Here is a 13893-nt window from a genome sequence, read left to right on the forward strand (position 1 = left end):
CGTGCGGTGGCGGACCGGCAGCGGGGGCCGGGGCGCCGAGCGCATGGTTTCGGCCAACCGCCATACTGCGTGCGATCCTCCGCCCGGCCCGAAGGGAACCACCCGCCGTGTCCTCGCCCGCACCACGTCCCGCCGCCCCGCCCGTCTCCCGTGCCTCCGTCGTCATCGTCGGGGCCGGGCCCGCCGGGCTCACCGTGGCCAACGTGCTGCGGGCCGCCGGTGTCGACTGCGTCGTACTGGAGGCGGAGAGCCGGGAGTTCATCGAGCGGCGGCCGCGCGCCGGGTTCGTCGAGGAGTGGGCGGTGCGCGCGCTGGCCCGGCACGGGCTCGCCGAGCGGCTGCTCGAACGGGCCCATACCCAGGGGGAGTTCGAGTTCCGCTTCGACGGCGGTCGGCACCCGGTGCGCACCGCCCGGCTGTCGGGGCGGCGGCATTTCGTCTATCCGCAGCCGCTGTTGGTCGGCGATCTGCTCGCCGCCTACGCGGACCGGGCCGGCGGCGCGGTGCACTTCGGGGTGCGCGACGTACGGCTGCACGACATCGACGGGCCGCACCCCGCGGTCTCGTTCGGCGATCCGGTCACCGGCGCACGGCACCGGATCGCCTGTGACCACATCGTCGGCGCCGACGGGGCGCGCGGGGTGAGCCGGGCGGCGATACCCGAGGGGCGGGCGCGGATCACCCGTCACGACCACGGGGTCGCCTGGCTCGCGGTGCTGGCCGAGGCGCCGCCCTCAGCGGACGGCGTGGTCTTCGGCATCCACCCGCGGGGATTCGGCGCGCACATGGCGCGCAGCGCGCACGTCACCCGCTACTACCTGGAGGTCCCGGCCGGGGACGGGGTCGCGGACTGGCCGGACGAGCGGGTGTGGGCGGAACTGCACCTCCGGCTGGCCGCCGACGGCGCCCGGCCGCTGCGCGAGGGGCCGTTGAGCGAGAAGACCGTGCTGGCGATGCACAACTACGTGGTGGAGCCGATGACCCACGGTCGGCTGCACCTGGCCGGGGACGCGGCGCACCTGCTGGCGCCGATCGCGGCCAAGGGCATGAACCTCGCGATCAACGACGCCCTGTTGCTCGGTGAGGCGCTGATCGCCCACTACAAGGGCGACGACCGCGGGCTGGCCGGCTACTCGGCCGCGAGCCTGCGGCGGGTCTGGCAGTACCTGGAGTTCTCGCAGTGGCTCTCCGAGGTGCTGCACGGCGCCTCGTCGGGCGATCGGTTCCGCGCCGGGACGGCCACGGCCCGGCTGCGGCGGCTGCTCGGTTCGGAGGCCGCGGCCAAGGCGTTCGCCGGGCTCTACCTCGGTGAGGAGGCGGACCTCTAGGGACACCGCGCCGGGGGCCGCCAGCGGCCGGGTGTCGTGCCGGGCGCGGAGAGGGCGCCCTCGGCCGCTGGGGCGGGCGCGTCAGGCGGTCGCGTAGACGCGGGCGGCGAATTCGGCGACCTGCGCCTCGGTGAGGTTCTTGGCCAGGTTGGCCTCGGTGATCATGCCCACCAGTTGGTGACCGCCCTTGGTGTCGATCACCGGGAGGCGCTTGATCCGGTGCTGTTCCATGGCGCGCAGGACGTCGCCGGCGTCCGCCTCGGCGTCGATCCAGTGGATCTTGCTCTGCAGGGAACCGGCCTGCACCGTGGACGGGTCGATGCCCTCGGCGCAGCACTTGATGACGATGTCACGGTCGGTGATCATCCCCGTCAGCCTGTTGTTGTCGCCGCAGATGGGCAGCGCGCCGACCTTCAGGTCGCGCATCATCTTCGCCGCGTCCTGCAACGACTGGTGCGCGCCGACGCATTGCACGCCGCCGGTCATGATGTCCCGGGCTCGCAGCTTGCCGGCCATGATTCCTCCCGCTGTCGCAGCGTTCTTCTGAGGGTTCCTCTCGGGCTTCTCCGGAGCGTTCGTCGCATGGCGTCCGCGTGGTTCGCCGGACGCCCACACTTCGATGACACCACGGATGGCGCAAGGTCGCTTCCGGGGCCGGGACGCCGGTGACCGGCCCGAAATCCCGCTGCCGCACGGCCGCGACGCGGCTGCCGCCGCACCTGCTGCCCCACCGGAGAAACGGGCATATCGTTCATAGTGTGGTAGCGCGCCGGGGGTCGGGCGAGGCTATCCGAAGGGGCTGCTCCGGACGGTCCGGACTCCTCGATTCCGCGCTCTGCAGCGCTCCTTGAAACCGTGTCCGTGAATCCGTTCCGTCAACCCGTTCCGTGAACCCGTATCCGTGAATCCGCTCCGAGAATCCGTTCCGTGAATCCGCTCACCGAAAGAAGGGTTCCGATGCATGCTGCGCTCAGCCCTGCTGAACTCGCCAAGCTTCGCCGGCAGCGGCCCTACCCCGCCGTGTCGGTGCTGATGCCCACGCATCGCCGTGAGCCGGACAACGCACAGGACCCGGTCCTGCTGCGGAACATGCTCGCCGAGGCCAAGGAGCGGCTGCAGGCCGATCCGGACGTCTCCAGGGAGCGACGGATCGACGTCATCGAGCAGTTGGACAAGGCGGCGTCGGAGGTCGATCTGACCCATGCCGAGGAGGGCATGGTCCTCTTCGCGGCGCCGGGGGAGCACCAGGTGTGGTCGCTGGGCCGCACCGTCCCGGCCCGGGTGGTGCTCTCGGACACCTTCCTCACCCGCAACCTCGTCGCCGCGCACGCCGCCGAGCACCCCTTCTGGGTGCTGGCGGTCTCCGCCGACCACGTCAGCCTGTGGAGCGGCGCGCTGGACCGCCTCACCGAGGTGCGGCGCGGCGCCTTCCCGCTCACCCGCAGCCTGGTCGATCCCGACCCCGAGGACCAGTTGCAGGTGGGTGAGGTGCCCAGCACCTTCCGTGACGAGCACACCCGCAAGTTCCTGCGCGAGGCGGACATCGCGCTGGCCACCGTGCTCAAGGCCGACCCCCGGCCGCTGTACGTGGTCGGCAAGGCGGCGGCGCTCTCCCTCCTCGACGACGTGGGGACGGTCATGCGCGGCGGCGCCGGCACCAAGCTCCCGGTGACGCCGGTGCCGCAGGCCGGGCTGGCCACCGGGCCGCCCGAGTCCCTCTGGCAGGCCGTCCGGCCGTACGCGGAGAAGCGCGCGGAGGCCGAAGTCGCCGATGTGCTGGCCGAACTGGACCGGGCGCGCGGTCGGCGGACCTTCGCGGCCGGGCTGGACGAGATCCGGCAGAACGCGGAGACCGGGCGGGTCGCCCTGCTGGCCGTGGAGGAGAACTACCGGGAGACGGTACGGGACACCGGCGGCCATCTGATGCCGGCCGAGCGCGGTGAACGGGACGCCGTCGACGACATCGTGGACTCGATCGTGGAGCGGTCCCTGGACACCGGCGCGGAGGTGCGGTTCGTACCGGACGGCGCGCTCGCCGAAGTGGGCGGGATCGCGGGGACGCTCCGGTACTAGCCGCCAGGTGCCGGGCCCACCAGCTGCTGGGCGCCGAGCACGACACCGAGCGCAACAGTGGCCAACGGGTTGCCCGTTGGCCACTGTCTGTCGCGCCGGCTCCGCGCCGTTCGTCGCCGCCCGCCCACCGCTACGCCGGGAGCAGGTGGAAGTGGCGGGTGAACCAGTCGCGGGCCAGCGTGGACACCTTGTCCAGGGCGCCCCGCTCCTCGAAGAGATGGGTCGCGCCGGGGACGATTTCGAGCTTGTTCTCGCAGGTCAGCACGGACTGTGCCTGACGGTTGAGATCCAGTACCAGGGTGTCGGCGCCGCCGACGATCAGCAGCGTCGGGGCCTCCACGGAGGAGAGCAGCGAGCGGCCCGCGAGGTCGGGCCGGCCGCCGCGGGAGACCACGGCGGCGATGCCCGCGTCGGGGTAGGCGGCGGCCCGCAGAGCGGCCGCGGCGCCGGTGCTCGCGCCGAAGTAGCCGATCGGGACGGACTCCCGGGCCCGCAGCCAGCGGGTGGCGTCGGCCAGGCGCCGGGCCAGCGTGTCGATGTCGAAGACGTTGGCCCGGTCGGACTCCTCGGCGGGGGTCAGCAGGTCGAACAGGAGGGTGCCCAGACCCGCGCGGTTCAGCGCGGTGGCCACCGCGCGGTTGCGCGGGCTGTGCCGGCTGCTGCCGGAGCCGTGCGCGAACATCACGACCGGTCCGCCCGGCACCGGCAGGGTGAGGTCCCCGGTCAGCACGACCGGCCCGGCCTCGACCCGCACCTCCTCCCAGTCACCGGCGCGGTGCGCCGTCCTGGCCCGCCTGCCGCCCGCCGCACCGGCCAGGGGAGCCGTGCCGGCGGCGGCCTGGGAGAGCAGGGAGACCACCTCGTCGTCCGAGGTCTGGGAGAAGTCCTGGTACCACTCGCCGACCGCGGAGAACGCGTAGGGGGTGGACAGGCAGACGAACTCGTCGGCGGCGGTGCGCAGGCGCTCGGCGGCGTCCGGCGGGGCCACCGGCACCGCCAGCACCACCCGGGCCGCGCCCTGGGCGCGGACCACCTGGCAGGCGGCCTCCGCCGTCGCCCCGGTCGCGATGCCGTCGTCGATCACGATCACGGTCCGGCCGTCGAGCGCGCGCCGCGGCCGGCCGGCCCGGAACCGCTCGGCCTGGCGCGCCAGTTCCGCCTCCTCGGTGCGCTGCACCGCGTCGACGTCCCCGGGGCCGACCCGGCCCCGGCGGATGATGTCCTGGCTCAGTACGCGCACGCCGCCCTCGCCGATCGCGCCGAACCCCAGCTCCCGCTGGTACGGGACGCCGAGCTTGCGGACCACGATCACATCGAGGGGCGCGTCGAGGGCCTGGGCCACTTGATACGCCACCGGGACTCCGCCCCGCGGCAGGCCCAGGACGACGGGATTTTCCTTCGCCACATGGCGCAGCGCCTCGGCCAGCCGCCGTCCGGCGTCCGCGCGGTCAGTGAACAGCACAGTGTGCACCCCCTACCCAGGGGAGACGGAAGCCACGTCCACACCTGACTCCGGCATAACCCCACCCGCGGTCAGTCCGCAAGTCGGGACGGCGCGGGCGGGGCGGCCGGGGCGGGCCCGGCCGGGTCCGCGGTCAGCAGGGCCGCGATCTGCGGTGCCGACCACCGAGGGTGCACCCCCGGGCACGTGGCGAGATATGCCGCGGTCCGGTGCGGGGGCCAGCCGTGCGCGGTGCCGATGCCCGCCGCGATATGGCGCAGATAGGCGGCGGCGGGCGGGTTGGGCGGGACCTCGGTGCTGCGCCAGGGGGCCGTGAAGGTCAGCACCGGGTGGCCGTCGAGGAGACCGGCGCAGACCAGCGTCTCGTAGCGGCCGGGGCCCAGCCGGTCGCGCCCGCGGGCCAGGACCCGCGTCAGGTCCAGGTCCCGGTCCGGCTCCCGGTACATCTCCTGCGCCGCGATGTCGGAGAACTGAGAAACCGTCAGAAGATAGGCATGGGCGGGGAGTTCGCCGTCCGCCTCGGGGTCGTAGAAGGCCCGGCCGCCGGTCCACACCGCGGACTCGGTGGCGAAGTACAGCCGCCCGCGCAGCAGCACCGGCGCGCTGCGCCGCGGCCGGCGGGGATCGCGGCACCCCGGGACATCCCGCCGCCCGCCCGGCGGGCGGCCCCCGGCGAGGTAGCAGTGGAGCCGTTCCGGGTGGGTGTTGGAGCCGTACGCGGCGTACCAGACGTGGGCGACCGGGCCCGGGCGGGAGGCGTTCCCGGCGGCGTCGGAGGGTTCCGGGACACGGGGCGCGGTCACCTCCTCACGGTAGCGCCCCGGCGGGCCGGCCGGCGCGGCCGCTCGGGCCGGGGCGGTCGGGTGCGGGTGCGAGGGCCAGTCCGTTGCGGGAGCGGTGGCGGCGCCGCGGGGGCACGATGACCGTATGTTGCTCGCCGCTCTCGCCCGGGTGTCGGCGGAGGTCGCCGCCACCTCGGCCCGGTCGCGGAAGACCGCGCTGCTGGCCGAGCTGTTCTCGGCCGCGGACCCGGTGGACGCCCCGCTGGTCATCCCCTACCTGGCCGGGCGGCTGCCGCAGGGCCGGATCGGCGTCGGCTGGAGCGCGCTGCGCGACCCGCCGCCGCCCGCCGACCGGCCCACCCTCACCGTCCGCGACGTGGACGCCGCGCTGACCGCGCTGGCCGGGGTCGCCGGCCCCGGCGCCCAGGCCGAGCGGCGGCGGCTGGTCGGCGGCCTGCTCGCCGCCGCCACCGACCAGGAGCAGCGGTTCCTGCACGGGCTGCTGACCGGCGAGGTCCGGCAGGGCGCGCTGGACGCGCTCGCCGTCGAAGGGCTCGCCGCCGCCACCGGCGCGCCCCCGGACGCGGTGCGGCGCGCCGTGATGCTCGCCGGCTCACTGCCCGACGTGGCCCGGGCCCTGCTCTCCGACGGCCCGCCGGCGCTGGCCGGATTCCGGCTCACCGTCGGCCGGCCGGTCGGGCCGATGCTCGCGCGGACCGCCGCCTCCGTGGCCGAGGCGATCGACCGGCTCGGCCGCTGCGCGGTGGAGGAGAAGCTCGACGGCATCCGGGTGCAGGTGCACCGGGACGGCTCGCGCGTGCGCATCCACACCCGCACCCTGGACGAGGTCACCGACCGGCTGCCCGAGGTCACCGCCCTGGTCCGGGAGTTGCCCGCCGAGCGCCTCGTCCTCGACGGCGAGGTGATCGCGCTGGGCGCGGACGGGCGCCCGGTGCCGTTCCAGCGGGTCGCCGGCCGGTTCGGCTCCCGGACGGACGTCGCCGCGGCCCGCGCCGCCCTCCCGCTGACCCCGGTCTTCTTCGACCTCCTCGCGCTCGGCGACCGCGCGCTGCTGGACCTCCCCGGCGACCGTCGGCACGCCGAACTCGCCGCCCTGGTACCGGAGTCGACCCGGGTGCGGCGCTGCGTCGTCGAGGACCCGGACGACCCCGGAGCGCGCGCGGCCGCCGAGGACTTCTTCGACCGCACCCTGCGCCGCGGCCACGAGGGCGTCGTGGTCAAGGCCCTCGACGCGCCCTACAGCGCCGGCCGCCGGGGCGCCGCCTGGCTGAAGGTGAAGCCCGTGCACACCCTGGACCTGGTGGTCCTGGCGGCGGAGTGGGGCCACGGCCGCCGCACCGGCAGGCTCTCCAACCTGCACCTCGGGGCGCGGGCCGCGGACGGCGGCTTCGTCATGCTCGGCAAGACCTTCAAGGGGCTCACCGACGCCACCCTCGGCTGGCAGACCGAGCGGCTCGGGCGACTGGCGGTGGCGGACGACGGCCACGTGGTGACGGTCCGTCCGGAACTCGTCGTGGAGATCGCCTACGACGGGCTCCAGACCTCGCCCCGCTACCCGGCCGGCGTCACCCTGCGGTTCGCCCGCGTGGTGCGCTACCGCGAGGACAAGACGGCCGCGGAGGCCGACACCCTCGACACCGTGCTCGCCGCGCACGGATGACGCGTCGGCAGCGGAGAACGGGACGAAGGGAGCGCCACGGACGATGGCCGGGAAGCGGAGCGCCGGACTGCTGCTGCACCGCAGCGGCGCCGACGGCGGCACCGAGGTGCTGCTGGCGCACATGGGCGGCCCGCTGTGGGCGCGCCGGGACGCCGGCGCCTGGTCGGTGCCCAAGGGCGAGTACGCACCGCCGGAGGAGCCGCTGGCCGCGGCCCGCCGGGAGTTCGCCGAGGAACTGGGCATGCCGCCGCCGGACGGGCGGTACGTACCCCTGGGGGACGTCCGCCAGTCCGGCGGCAAGGTGGTGACCGTCTGGGCGGTCGCGGGCGACCTGGACCCGGACCGGATCGAGCCGGGCACGTTCGAGCTGGAGTGGCCGCGCGGCTCGGGGGTGATCCGCAGCTTCCCGGAGATCGACCGGGTCGCGTGGTGCACCCCGGAGCAGGCGCGCGCCCGGCTCGTCACGGCCCAGCGGGAATTCCTGGACCGGCTGGCACGGGCGCTCGCCGCCGGGCGCGCCGACGCCGGCTGACCGCCCGCGCCACTCCGGCGGGCGGCCCGGTCCCGGTCACTTCACCGCGCCCAGCGACAGACCCTGCACCAGCTTGTCCTGGGCGGCGAACCCGGCGACCAGCACCGGCAGCGACACCACGGTGGCCGCCGCGCACACCTTCGCCAGGAACAGCCCCTGGCTGGTCACCAGCCCGGTCAGGAACACCGGGGAGGTGCCGGCCACGATGCCGGTCAGCACCCGCGCGAACAGCAGCTCGTTCCAGCTGAAGATGAAGGAGATAAGCGCGGTCGCGGCGATGCCCGGCAGGGCGACCGGCGCCACGATCCGCACCAGCGTGGTGGGCAGCCCCGCCCCGTCGATCGAGGCGGCCTCCAGGATCTCCACCGGCACCTCGGCCAGGAAGGACCGCATCATCCACACCGCGATCGGCAGGTTCATCGAGGTGTAGAGGATGACCAGCAGCCAGATGTCGTCCAGCATCCGGGTGTTCTGGGCGACCAGGTAGATCGGCAGCAGTCCCGCCACCAGCGGCAGCATCTTCGTGGAGAGGAAGAAGAACAGCACATCGCGCCATGAGCGCACCGGCCGGAGGGAGAGCGCGTACGCCGCCGGCACCGCCAGCACCAGCACCAGCAGCGTCGAGGCCACCGACGCGGTCAGGGAGTTGAGCAGCGGCGGCCAGGGGCTCACGCCGGCGCCGCCGACGCCGAAGAACTCCCGGTAGCCGTGCAGGGTGAGCGGCGCGGCGAGGCTCGGCGGATCGGTCGCGGCGTCCGTCTCGCGGTGGAAGGAGGTCAGCACCATCCATGCCACCGGCAGGAAGAAGGCGATCCCGCACAGCCAGGCCACCAGGCCCAACGCCGCCCCGCGCACCCGCCGTCCGCCCCTGCGGTCTCCTCGCGTCATCGGGTGATCTCCTCGCGCAGCAGGGACGACACGGTGCGCAGGGCGAAGTTCGCCACCAGCAGTGAGCACAGCACCACCACGACGCCCTGCGCGGACGCCCGGCCGTAGTCGTGGGCCTGGTAGAAGGTCTGGTAGATGGTGTACGGCAGGTTGGCGGTGCCCAGCCCGCCGGAGGTGAGGGTGAACACCGCGTCGAAGTTCTGCACGATGTACACCGTCCCCAGCAGCGCCGCCAGTTCGAGGTAGCGCCGCAGGTGCGGCAGGGTGAGGTGGCGGAAGACGTCGAAGGCGCCGGCCCCGTCCATCCGGGCCGCCTCCACCGCGTCCGCCGGTCGGCTCTGCAACCCCGCCAGCAGGATCAGCATCATGAACGGCGTCCACTGCCAGATCAGCGACAGCTCCACGGACAGCAGCGGGGAGTCGGTCATCCAGTCCGGCTGCGGCGGGTCGCCGGCGCCGAACAGCTGCCACAGCCACGTCAGCGCCCCGTTGAACAGCCCGTACGAGGCGTTGTAGAGCGCGTGCTTCCACAGCAGCGCGGCGGCCACCGGCACCACGAGGAACGGGGTGATCAGCAGGGTGCGGACGATGCCCCGGCCGCGGAAGCTCCGGTCCAGCAGCAGTGCCAGCCCCAGCCCCAGCCCCAGGCTGACCAGCACCACCGACGCCGTCAGCAGCACCGTCGTGCCCACCGACGACCGCAGTGCCGGATCGGTGACCACCGCCCGGTAGTTGTCGAGGGCGGCGAACCCGCGGTGGTCGGGGGCCAGCGCGTTCCAGCGCATGAACGAGATCACCACCGTTGCCACGAACGGGAGTTGGGTGACCACGATCAGGAAGACCAGGGCGGGCAGCAGCGGGGCGCGCCGGGCCCAGCCCTTGGCCCGCTCAGCGACCGGTGTACGCATCGGACACCTCCCGCGCCAGTCGCTGGCCCGCCCGCAGCGCGTCGGCCACGCTCTGCTTGCCGGCGATCGCGGAGCTGATCTCCTGCGACACCTTGGTCCCCAGGTCCGAGAACTCCGGTATGCCCACGAACTGGATCCCGGGCGCCGGGCGCGGCTGCACCCCCGGGTCGTCCGGCCGCGCCGAGGTGATCGCCTTCTCGGTCGCCCCCGCGAACGCCCCGGCCTCCTTGAGGTAGTCGGGGTCGCGGTAGGTCGAGGCCCGCTTCCCGGCCGGCGCCCGGGACCAGCCCAGTTCCCGGCCCGCCAGCCGCTCGTAGGACTTCCCGGACGCCCAGCGGACGAACTCCCAGGCGGCCTTCTGGTGCGTGCTGGCCTTCTGGATGCCCCACGCCCAGGTGTAGAGCCAGCCCGCGCCGGCGGTCCGCTCGACCGGTGCCGGGGCGTACCCGATCCGGCCGGCGACCGGGGAGTCGGCGCTCTCCAGCGACCCGGCGCCGGCGGTCGCGTCGTACCACATCGCGACCTTGCCCTGCTGCATGTCGTTGAGGCACTCGGTGTACCCGGCCTGCGGCGCGCCGGGCTCGCCGTGCGCGCGGACCAGACCGACGTAGAACCGGGTCGCCCGGGCGAACTCCGGGGCGTCCAGCCGCGCCCGCCAGTCCTTGTCGAACCAGGTCCCGCCGAAGGTGTTGACCACGGTCGTCAGGGGCGCCGTCAGCTGGCCCCAGCCGGGCTGGCCGCGCAGGCAGATGCCCTTCTGGCTCTTGCGGAAGCCGTCCAACTTGGCGGCCATGGCGGCGACTTGGGTCCAGGTCGGCCGGGCGGGCATGGTCAGTCCGGCCGCCTTGAGCAGGTCCTTGCGGTACATCAGGAACGACGACTCGCCGTAGAACGGTTCCGCGTAGACCTCGCCGTCGGCCGCGGTGAGCGAGGACCGCACCGGCGCGAGAATGTCGTTCTGGTCGAACTCGCGGTCCTTGTCGGCCAGTTGCCCCAGCGGGGTGAGCCAGCCGTTGCGGGCGTAGATGGGCGTCTCGTAGTTGCTGAGGCTGGCCACGTCGTACTGCCCGGCCTGGCTGGAGAAGTCCTGGCTCATCTTGTCGCGGAGGTCGTCCTCCGGCAGCACGGTGAAGTTGACCCGGATGCCGGTCTCCTTGGTGAAGTGCTCGGCGGTGAGCCGTTGGAGGTCCACCATCTGCGGGTTGTTCACCATCAGCACGTTGAGGGTGTGCAGCCCGTCGTGGCCGGTGTCACCGGCGCCGCGGTAGCAGCCGGTGACCGCCAGGGAGAGGGTGGCCGCGAGGGCGGCCAGCCGGCCCGCCCGGCGGCCCGCGCCGCCGACAGCTCCGGGGGATCGTGCGCGCACGGCGCCTGCCTTTCCATGATGATTCGGCCCGAGGGGGACGGGCATGGGCATGCCGGACGGGCCGCCGGCCCGGCCGACGGCGGTGAGGGGGGAGGGGAGGTCAGACCCGGAGCACCTGCGGCCCCAGGAGCGAGTACCGGTGTGCTTCCGGCGCGGAGAGCCCCGTGTCGGTGACGATCATGTCCACCTCGTCGATGCCGGCGAACCGGCAGAAACTGCTGGCCCCGAACTTGCTGTGCACCCCGACCAGCACCCGCCGCCGCGAGGAGCGCACCGCCTGCGCCTTCACGTCGGCGACCGCGGGATCGGGCGTGGTCAACCCGTACTCCCGGGAGATCCCGTTGGCCCCCAGGAACGCCAGGTCGACCACGAAGCCGGCGAGCATGTCCCGGCACCACGGTCCGACCGTCGCCTGGGTCCCGGCCCGCACCCGCCCGCCGGCCAGGAGGACGGTCGTCGAGTCGGACGCCGAGACCAGCGACGCGGTGCGCAGCGACGCGGTCAGCACGGTCAGCGGCCGGTCCGTCGGCAGCAGCATCGCGACCAGCTCGGGCGTGTACCCCTCGTCGACGAAGACGGTCTCCGCCTCGCCGACCAACTGCGCCGCGGCCGCCGCGATCCGCCGCTTCTCCGGCACCTGCTGGGTCTCCCGCCGCGCCAGCGTGGTCTCGTACCCCGCACTCTCGACCGGGTACGCCGCGCCGTGCGTCCGCCGCACCAGCCCCCGGCGCTCCAGGTCCCGCAGATCGCGCCGCACGGTCTCGCGGGCCACCCCGAACTCCGCGGCCGCCTCGGCGACCTCGACGCGTCCGGACTGGCGGGCGAGCACGAGGAGGCGGCTCTGGCGTTCCTCGGCCCTCATGGCTCTCTCCCCACTCCGGGCGGGACCCGCCCGCCCGCTTCCGACCGCCGTCTTCCGTTCGGTCACGTTCCGTGTGGATCGCTTTCCGTTCGGTCTCGACGGTGCCCGCTTCTGCCCGCAGCCAGGTTTATAGCAACAGTTGGACTGCCCGCTGGGGTCCGCAACGGAACCAAACCTGCCCGTTTCTGCCCGCCTCCGAGCGCCATTCTTCGGGCCCGTGCCCCACCGAACGGCCCGTTTCACCCTGTCTGCGTGCCCGCGGGCGCCGCCCCCGCCCGCCCGCGCACGCCGGTGGGACGCCGGTGGTGCGGTGCACGGGGGCGCTTAGGCTGGACGCCATGAGCTCGGAGATGCGGTCGTTGGCGGTCACCGCACTCGTCCAGGAGGACGAGTGCGCGGTGCTGCGGGTCAGCGGGGAGCTGGACCTCCGCACCGAGCAGGCGTTCCTCGCCGAGGCCCGGTCCATCGTCTCGGCCGGCCACCGCTTCCTCGTGCTCGATCTGACCGCCCTGCGGTTCTGCGACTCCCGGGGCCTGAGCTGCCTGCTCGCCCTGGAATGGCTGTGCCGCCGCCTGGAGGGCCGGCTGCTGCTGGCGTCCCTGGGCGTGCGGATGCTCAAGCTGCTGGTGGGCACGCAGTCCCTCGGGGTCTTCTCCTGCTACCCGACGGTCGGCCACGCGCTGGCCGCCGTCCCCGACGCCAGCCGCCCGACCTGGCCGCCGCCCGCGGCGGACTGACCGCGGCCCGGAGCCACTGCGCCGTGTGGGGGAGCACTCACGCCTGCGGGCGAAGCACCGCCGCCGGGCCGTGCTGACCCCTGCGTGTGACGTTCCCGCCAGCCGGCACCGGACCGCCGCCCGGCACCGTCCCCGGCACCGCCCCCTGGGCCGTTCCCGCCGCCCGCTCCGTCTCCGGGCCCATCCCCTCCGGGCCCATCCCCTCCGGGCCCATCCCCTCTGGTCCCACCCCCTCCGGGCCCATCCCCGAACCCACCCCTGATCCCGCCCCCGACTCCGCGTCCGTCCGCAGCGCCGCGATCAGCGCCGCGACCGAGGGCCGGGCCCGGGCCGCCGTCCCCACCGCCACCACGATGTGCCGCTCGACGGTCTCCCGCAGCGGCACCACCGCGATCCCCTCCGACCGCAGCCGCAGCATCAGCCCGGTCAGCGGCGCCACCCCCAGCCCCGCCCCGACCATCGCCAGCGACGTCGCGGTGTCCGTCACCTCGTGGACCACCCGCGGCTCGCAGCCGGCCCGGCGGCAGGCCGTCCGGATCGCCCGCCCGTAGTACGAGCCGGCCGCCGGCAGGATCCAGTCGTACGCCCCGGCCTCCGCCAGCGCCAGCGGCGCCCGGCCCACCCCCGCCGCCCCGGCCGGCACCGCCAACGAGAACCGCTCCGTCCGCAGCCGCACCAGCTCCACCGCGCCGTCCCGGGCCAGCGGCGCGTCCGGATAGTCCAGGCCGAGCGCCAGATCCACCCGCCCGGCCAGCACCTCCCCGTACGCCTGGTCCACGTCCACCTCGCGGCTGGCCACCCGCACCGCGGGATGCCGGGCCGCCAGCCGGCGCAGGGCCGGCGGCAGCAGCACCGCCGCCGCGGTCCCGAAGACCCCCAGCCGCAGCCGCCCGCCCACCTCCCCGCGGGCCCGCTCCAGGGCCGCCACCGCCTCCGCCTGCGCGCCCAGGATCCGCTCGGCGTGCTCGGCCAGCGTCCGCCCGGCGTCCGTCAGCTCCACCCGGCGCCCGACCCGCCGCACCAGCTCGCTGCCGGTGCTCCGCTCCAACGCGGCGATGTGCTGGGAGACCGCGCCCGGCGTGTACCCCAGCGCCGCGGCCGCCGCGGTCATCGTGCGGCTCCGGGTCAGCTCCAGCAGCGTCCGCAGCTGCACCCCCGGCAATTCCACGGCGGGACCCTACCCAGCGGCCACCGGTGCCACCCGCGCCCCGCCGGGCCCTGATCCACCGGACGGGCCGCAAACCCCCGGGGCCCCACACCTCCTCACAGATCAC

Annotated in this window: 13 protein-coding genes; 5 read left to right on the forward strand and 8 right to left on the reverse strand. The window is 74.5% G+C overall.

The window, feature by feature from the left end; genetic code table 11:
- Positions 1 to 107: 107 nt before the first annotated feature.
- Complete coding sequence (locus SNOUR_RS32525; RefSeq protein ID WP_067354185.1) at positions 108 to 1328, forward strand: 4-hydroxybenzoate 3-monooxygenase; 1221 nt, start codon at positions 108 to 110, stop codon at positions 1326 to 1328.
- 81 nt (positions 1329 to 1409) lie between these two features.
- Here the strand turns inward: SNOUR_RS32525 and SNOUR_RS32530 are convergent, their stop codons facing one another.
- Positions 1410 to 1844 (reverse strand): CBS domain-containing protein, encoded by a 435-nt coding sequence (locus tag SNOUR_RS32530; RefSeq protein WP_067354188.1) that lies wholly within the window; start codon positions 1842 to 1844, stop codon positions 1410 to 1412.
- A 441-nt stretch (positions 1845 to 2285) separates the two neighbouring features.
- Here SNOUR_RS32530 and SNOUR_RS32535 point away from each other — a divergent pair, with 441 nt between their 5' ends.
- Positions 2286 to 3401, forward strand: a complete 1116-nt coding sequence (locus SNOUR_RS32535) for a baeRF3 domain-containing protein (RefSeq protein WP_067354191.1) — start codon at positions 2286 to 2288, stop codon at positions 3399 to 3401.
- 130 nt (positions 3402 to 3531) lie between these two features.
- On the opposite strand, the gene SNOUR_RS32540 is transcribed toward SNOUR_RS32535, so the two are convergent.
- On the reverse strand, positions 3532 to 4863 hold the full coding sequence (locus SNOUR_RS32540) for a phosphoribosyltransferase (RefSeq protein WP_067358971.1): 1332 nt from the start codon (positions 4861 to 4863) through the stop codon (positions 3532 to 3534).
- 71 nt (positions 4864 to 4934) lie between these two features.
- Positions 4935 to 5666 carry a histone deacetylase gene (locus SNOUR_RS32545; protein WP_067354192.1) on the reverse strand — a complete coding sequence of 244 codons (732 nt, stop codon included), beginning with the start codon at positions 5664 to 5666 and terminating at the stop codon, positions 4935 to 4937.
- Positions 5667 to 5790: 124 nt separating this feature from the next.
- Here SNOUR_RS32545 and SNOUR_RS32550 point away from each other — a divergent pair, with 124 nt between their 5' ends.
- Both SNOUR_RS32550 and SNOUR_RS32555 read left to right on the forward strand, forming a co-directional pair.
- The gene (locus tag SNOUR_RS32550; protein WP_067354195.1) at positions 5791 to 7326 is read left to right on the forward strand and encodes an ATP-dependent DNA ligase; all 1536 of its coding nucleotides are present in this window, start codon (positions 5791 to 5793) and stop codon (positions 7324 to 7326) included.
- Positions 7327 to 7369: 43 nt separating this feature from the next.
- Positions 7370 to 7858: an NUDIX hydrolase gene (locus SNOUR_RS32555; protein WP_067354197.1), complete on the forward strand. Its 489-nt coding sequence runs from the start codon at positions 7370 to 7372 to the stop codon at positions 7856 to 7858.
- A 36-nt stretch (positions 7859 to 7894) separates the two neighbouring features.
- Here the strand turns inward: SNOUR_RS32555 and SNOUR_RS32560 are convergent, their stop codons facing one another.
- The 4 genes from SNOUR_RS32560 to SNOUR_RS32575 form a co-directional block, all read right to left on the reverse strand.
- Positions 7895 to 8746, reverse strand: coding sequence for a carbohydrate ABC transporter permease (locus SNOUR_RS32560; protein ID WP_067354199.1), 852 nt, complete (start codon positions 8744 to 8746; stop codon positions 7895 to 7897).
- A complete protein-coding gene (locus tag SNOUR_RS32565) occupies positions 8743 to 9654 on the reverse strand; it encodes a carbohydrate ABC transporter permease (protein WP_067354202.1) in 912 nt (303 codons plus the stop codon). Before SNOUR_RS32565 ends, SNOUR_RS32560 begins: the two co-directional genes overlap by 4 nt.
- Complete coding sequence (locus tag SNOUR_RS32570; RefSeq protein ID WP_079143000.1) at positions 9635 to 11020, reverse strand: ABC transporter substrate-binding protein; 1386 nt, start codon at positions 11018 to 11020, stop codon at positions 9635 to 9637. Before SNOUR_RS32570 ends, SNOUR_RS32565 begins: the two co-directional genes overlap by 20 nt.
- 100 nt (positions 11021 to 11120) lie before the next feature.
- Complete coding sequence (locus tag SNOUR_RS32575) at positions 11121 to 11882, reverse strand: DeoR/GlpR family DNA-binding transcription regulator (protein ID WP_067354204.1); 762 nt, start codon at positions 11880 to 11882, stop codon at positions 11121 to 11123.
- Positions 11883 to 12220: 338 nt separating this feature from the next.
- Here SNOUR_RS32575 and SNOUR_RS32580 point away from each other — a divergent pair, with 338 nt between their 5' ends.
- Positions 12221 to 12619: an STAS domain-containing protein gene (locus SNOUR_RS32580; protein ID WP_229921441.1), complete on the forward strand. Its 399-nt coding sequence runs from the start codon at positions 12221 to 12223 to the stop codon at positions 12617 to 12619.
- Between the two features lie 37 nt (positions 12620 to 12656).
- Here SNOUR_RS32580 and SNOUR_RS32585 read toward each other — a convergent pair whose 3' ends face one another.
- Positions 12657 to 13787, reverse strand: coding sequence for a LysR family transcriptional regulator (locus SNOUR_RS32585; RefSeq protein ID WP_312634184.1), 1131 nt, complete (start codon positions 13785 to 13787; stop codon positions 12657 to 12659).
- Between the last annotated feature and the right edge of the window lie 106 nt (positions 13788 to 13893).

This window comes from Streptomyces noursei ATCC 11455, from assembly GCF_001704275.1.
GTDB lineage: Bacteria > Actinomycetota > Actinomycetes > Streptomycetales > Streptomycetaceae > Streptomyces > Streptomyces noursei.

Bases quoted from the DNA above. Each gene is read 5' to 3' on its own strand.
- SNOUR_RS32530 (WP_067354188.1), bottom strand. From the start codon at position 1,844: ATGGCCGGCAAGCTGCGAGCCCGGGACATCATGACCGGCGGCGTGCAA.
- SNOUR_RS32535 (WP_067354191.1), top strand. From the start codon at position 2,286: ATGCATGCTGCGCTCAGCCCTGCTGAACTCGCCAAGCTTCGCCGGCAG.
- SNOUR_RS32550 (WP_067354195.1), top strand. From the start codon at position 5,791: ATGTTGCTCGCCGCTCTCGCCCGGGTGTCGGCGGAGGTCGCCGCCACC.
- SNOUR_RS32555 (WP_067354197.1), top strand. From the start codon at position 7,370: ATGGCCGGGAAGCGGAGCGCCGGACTGCTGCTGCACCGCAGCGGCGCC.
- SNOUR_RS32560 (WP_067354199.1), bottom strand. From the start codon at position 8,746: ATGACGCGAGGAGACCGCAGGGGCGGACGGCGGGTGCGCGGGGCGGCG.
- SNOUR_RS32565 (WP_067354202.1), bottom strand. From the start codon at position 9,654: ATGCGTACACCGGTCGCTGAGCGGGCCAAGGGCTGGGCCCGGCGCGCC.
- SNOUR_RS32575 (WP_067354204.1), bottom strand. From the start codon at position 11,882: ATGAGGGCCGAGGAACGCCAGAGCCGCCTCCTCGTGCTCGCCCGCCAG.
- SNOUR_RS32580 (WP_229921441.1), top strand. From the start codon at position 12,221: ATGAGCTCGGAGATGCGGTCGTTGGCGGTCACCGCACTCGTCCAGGAG.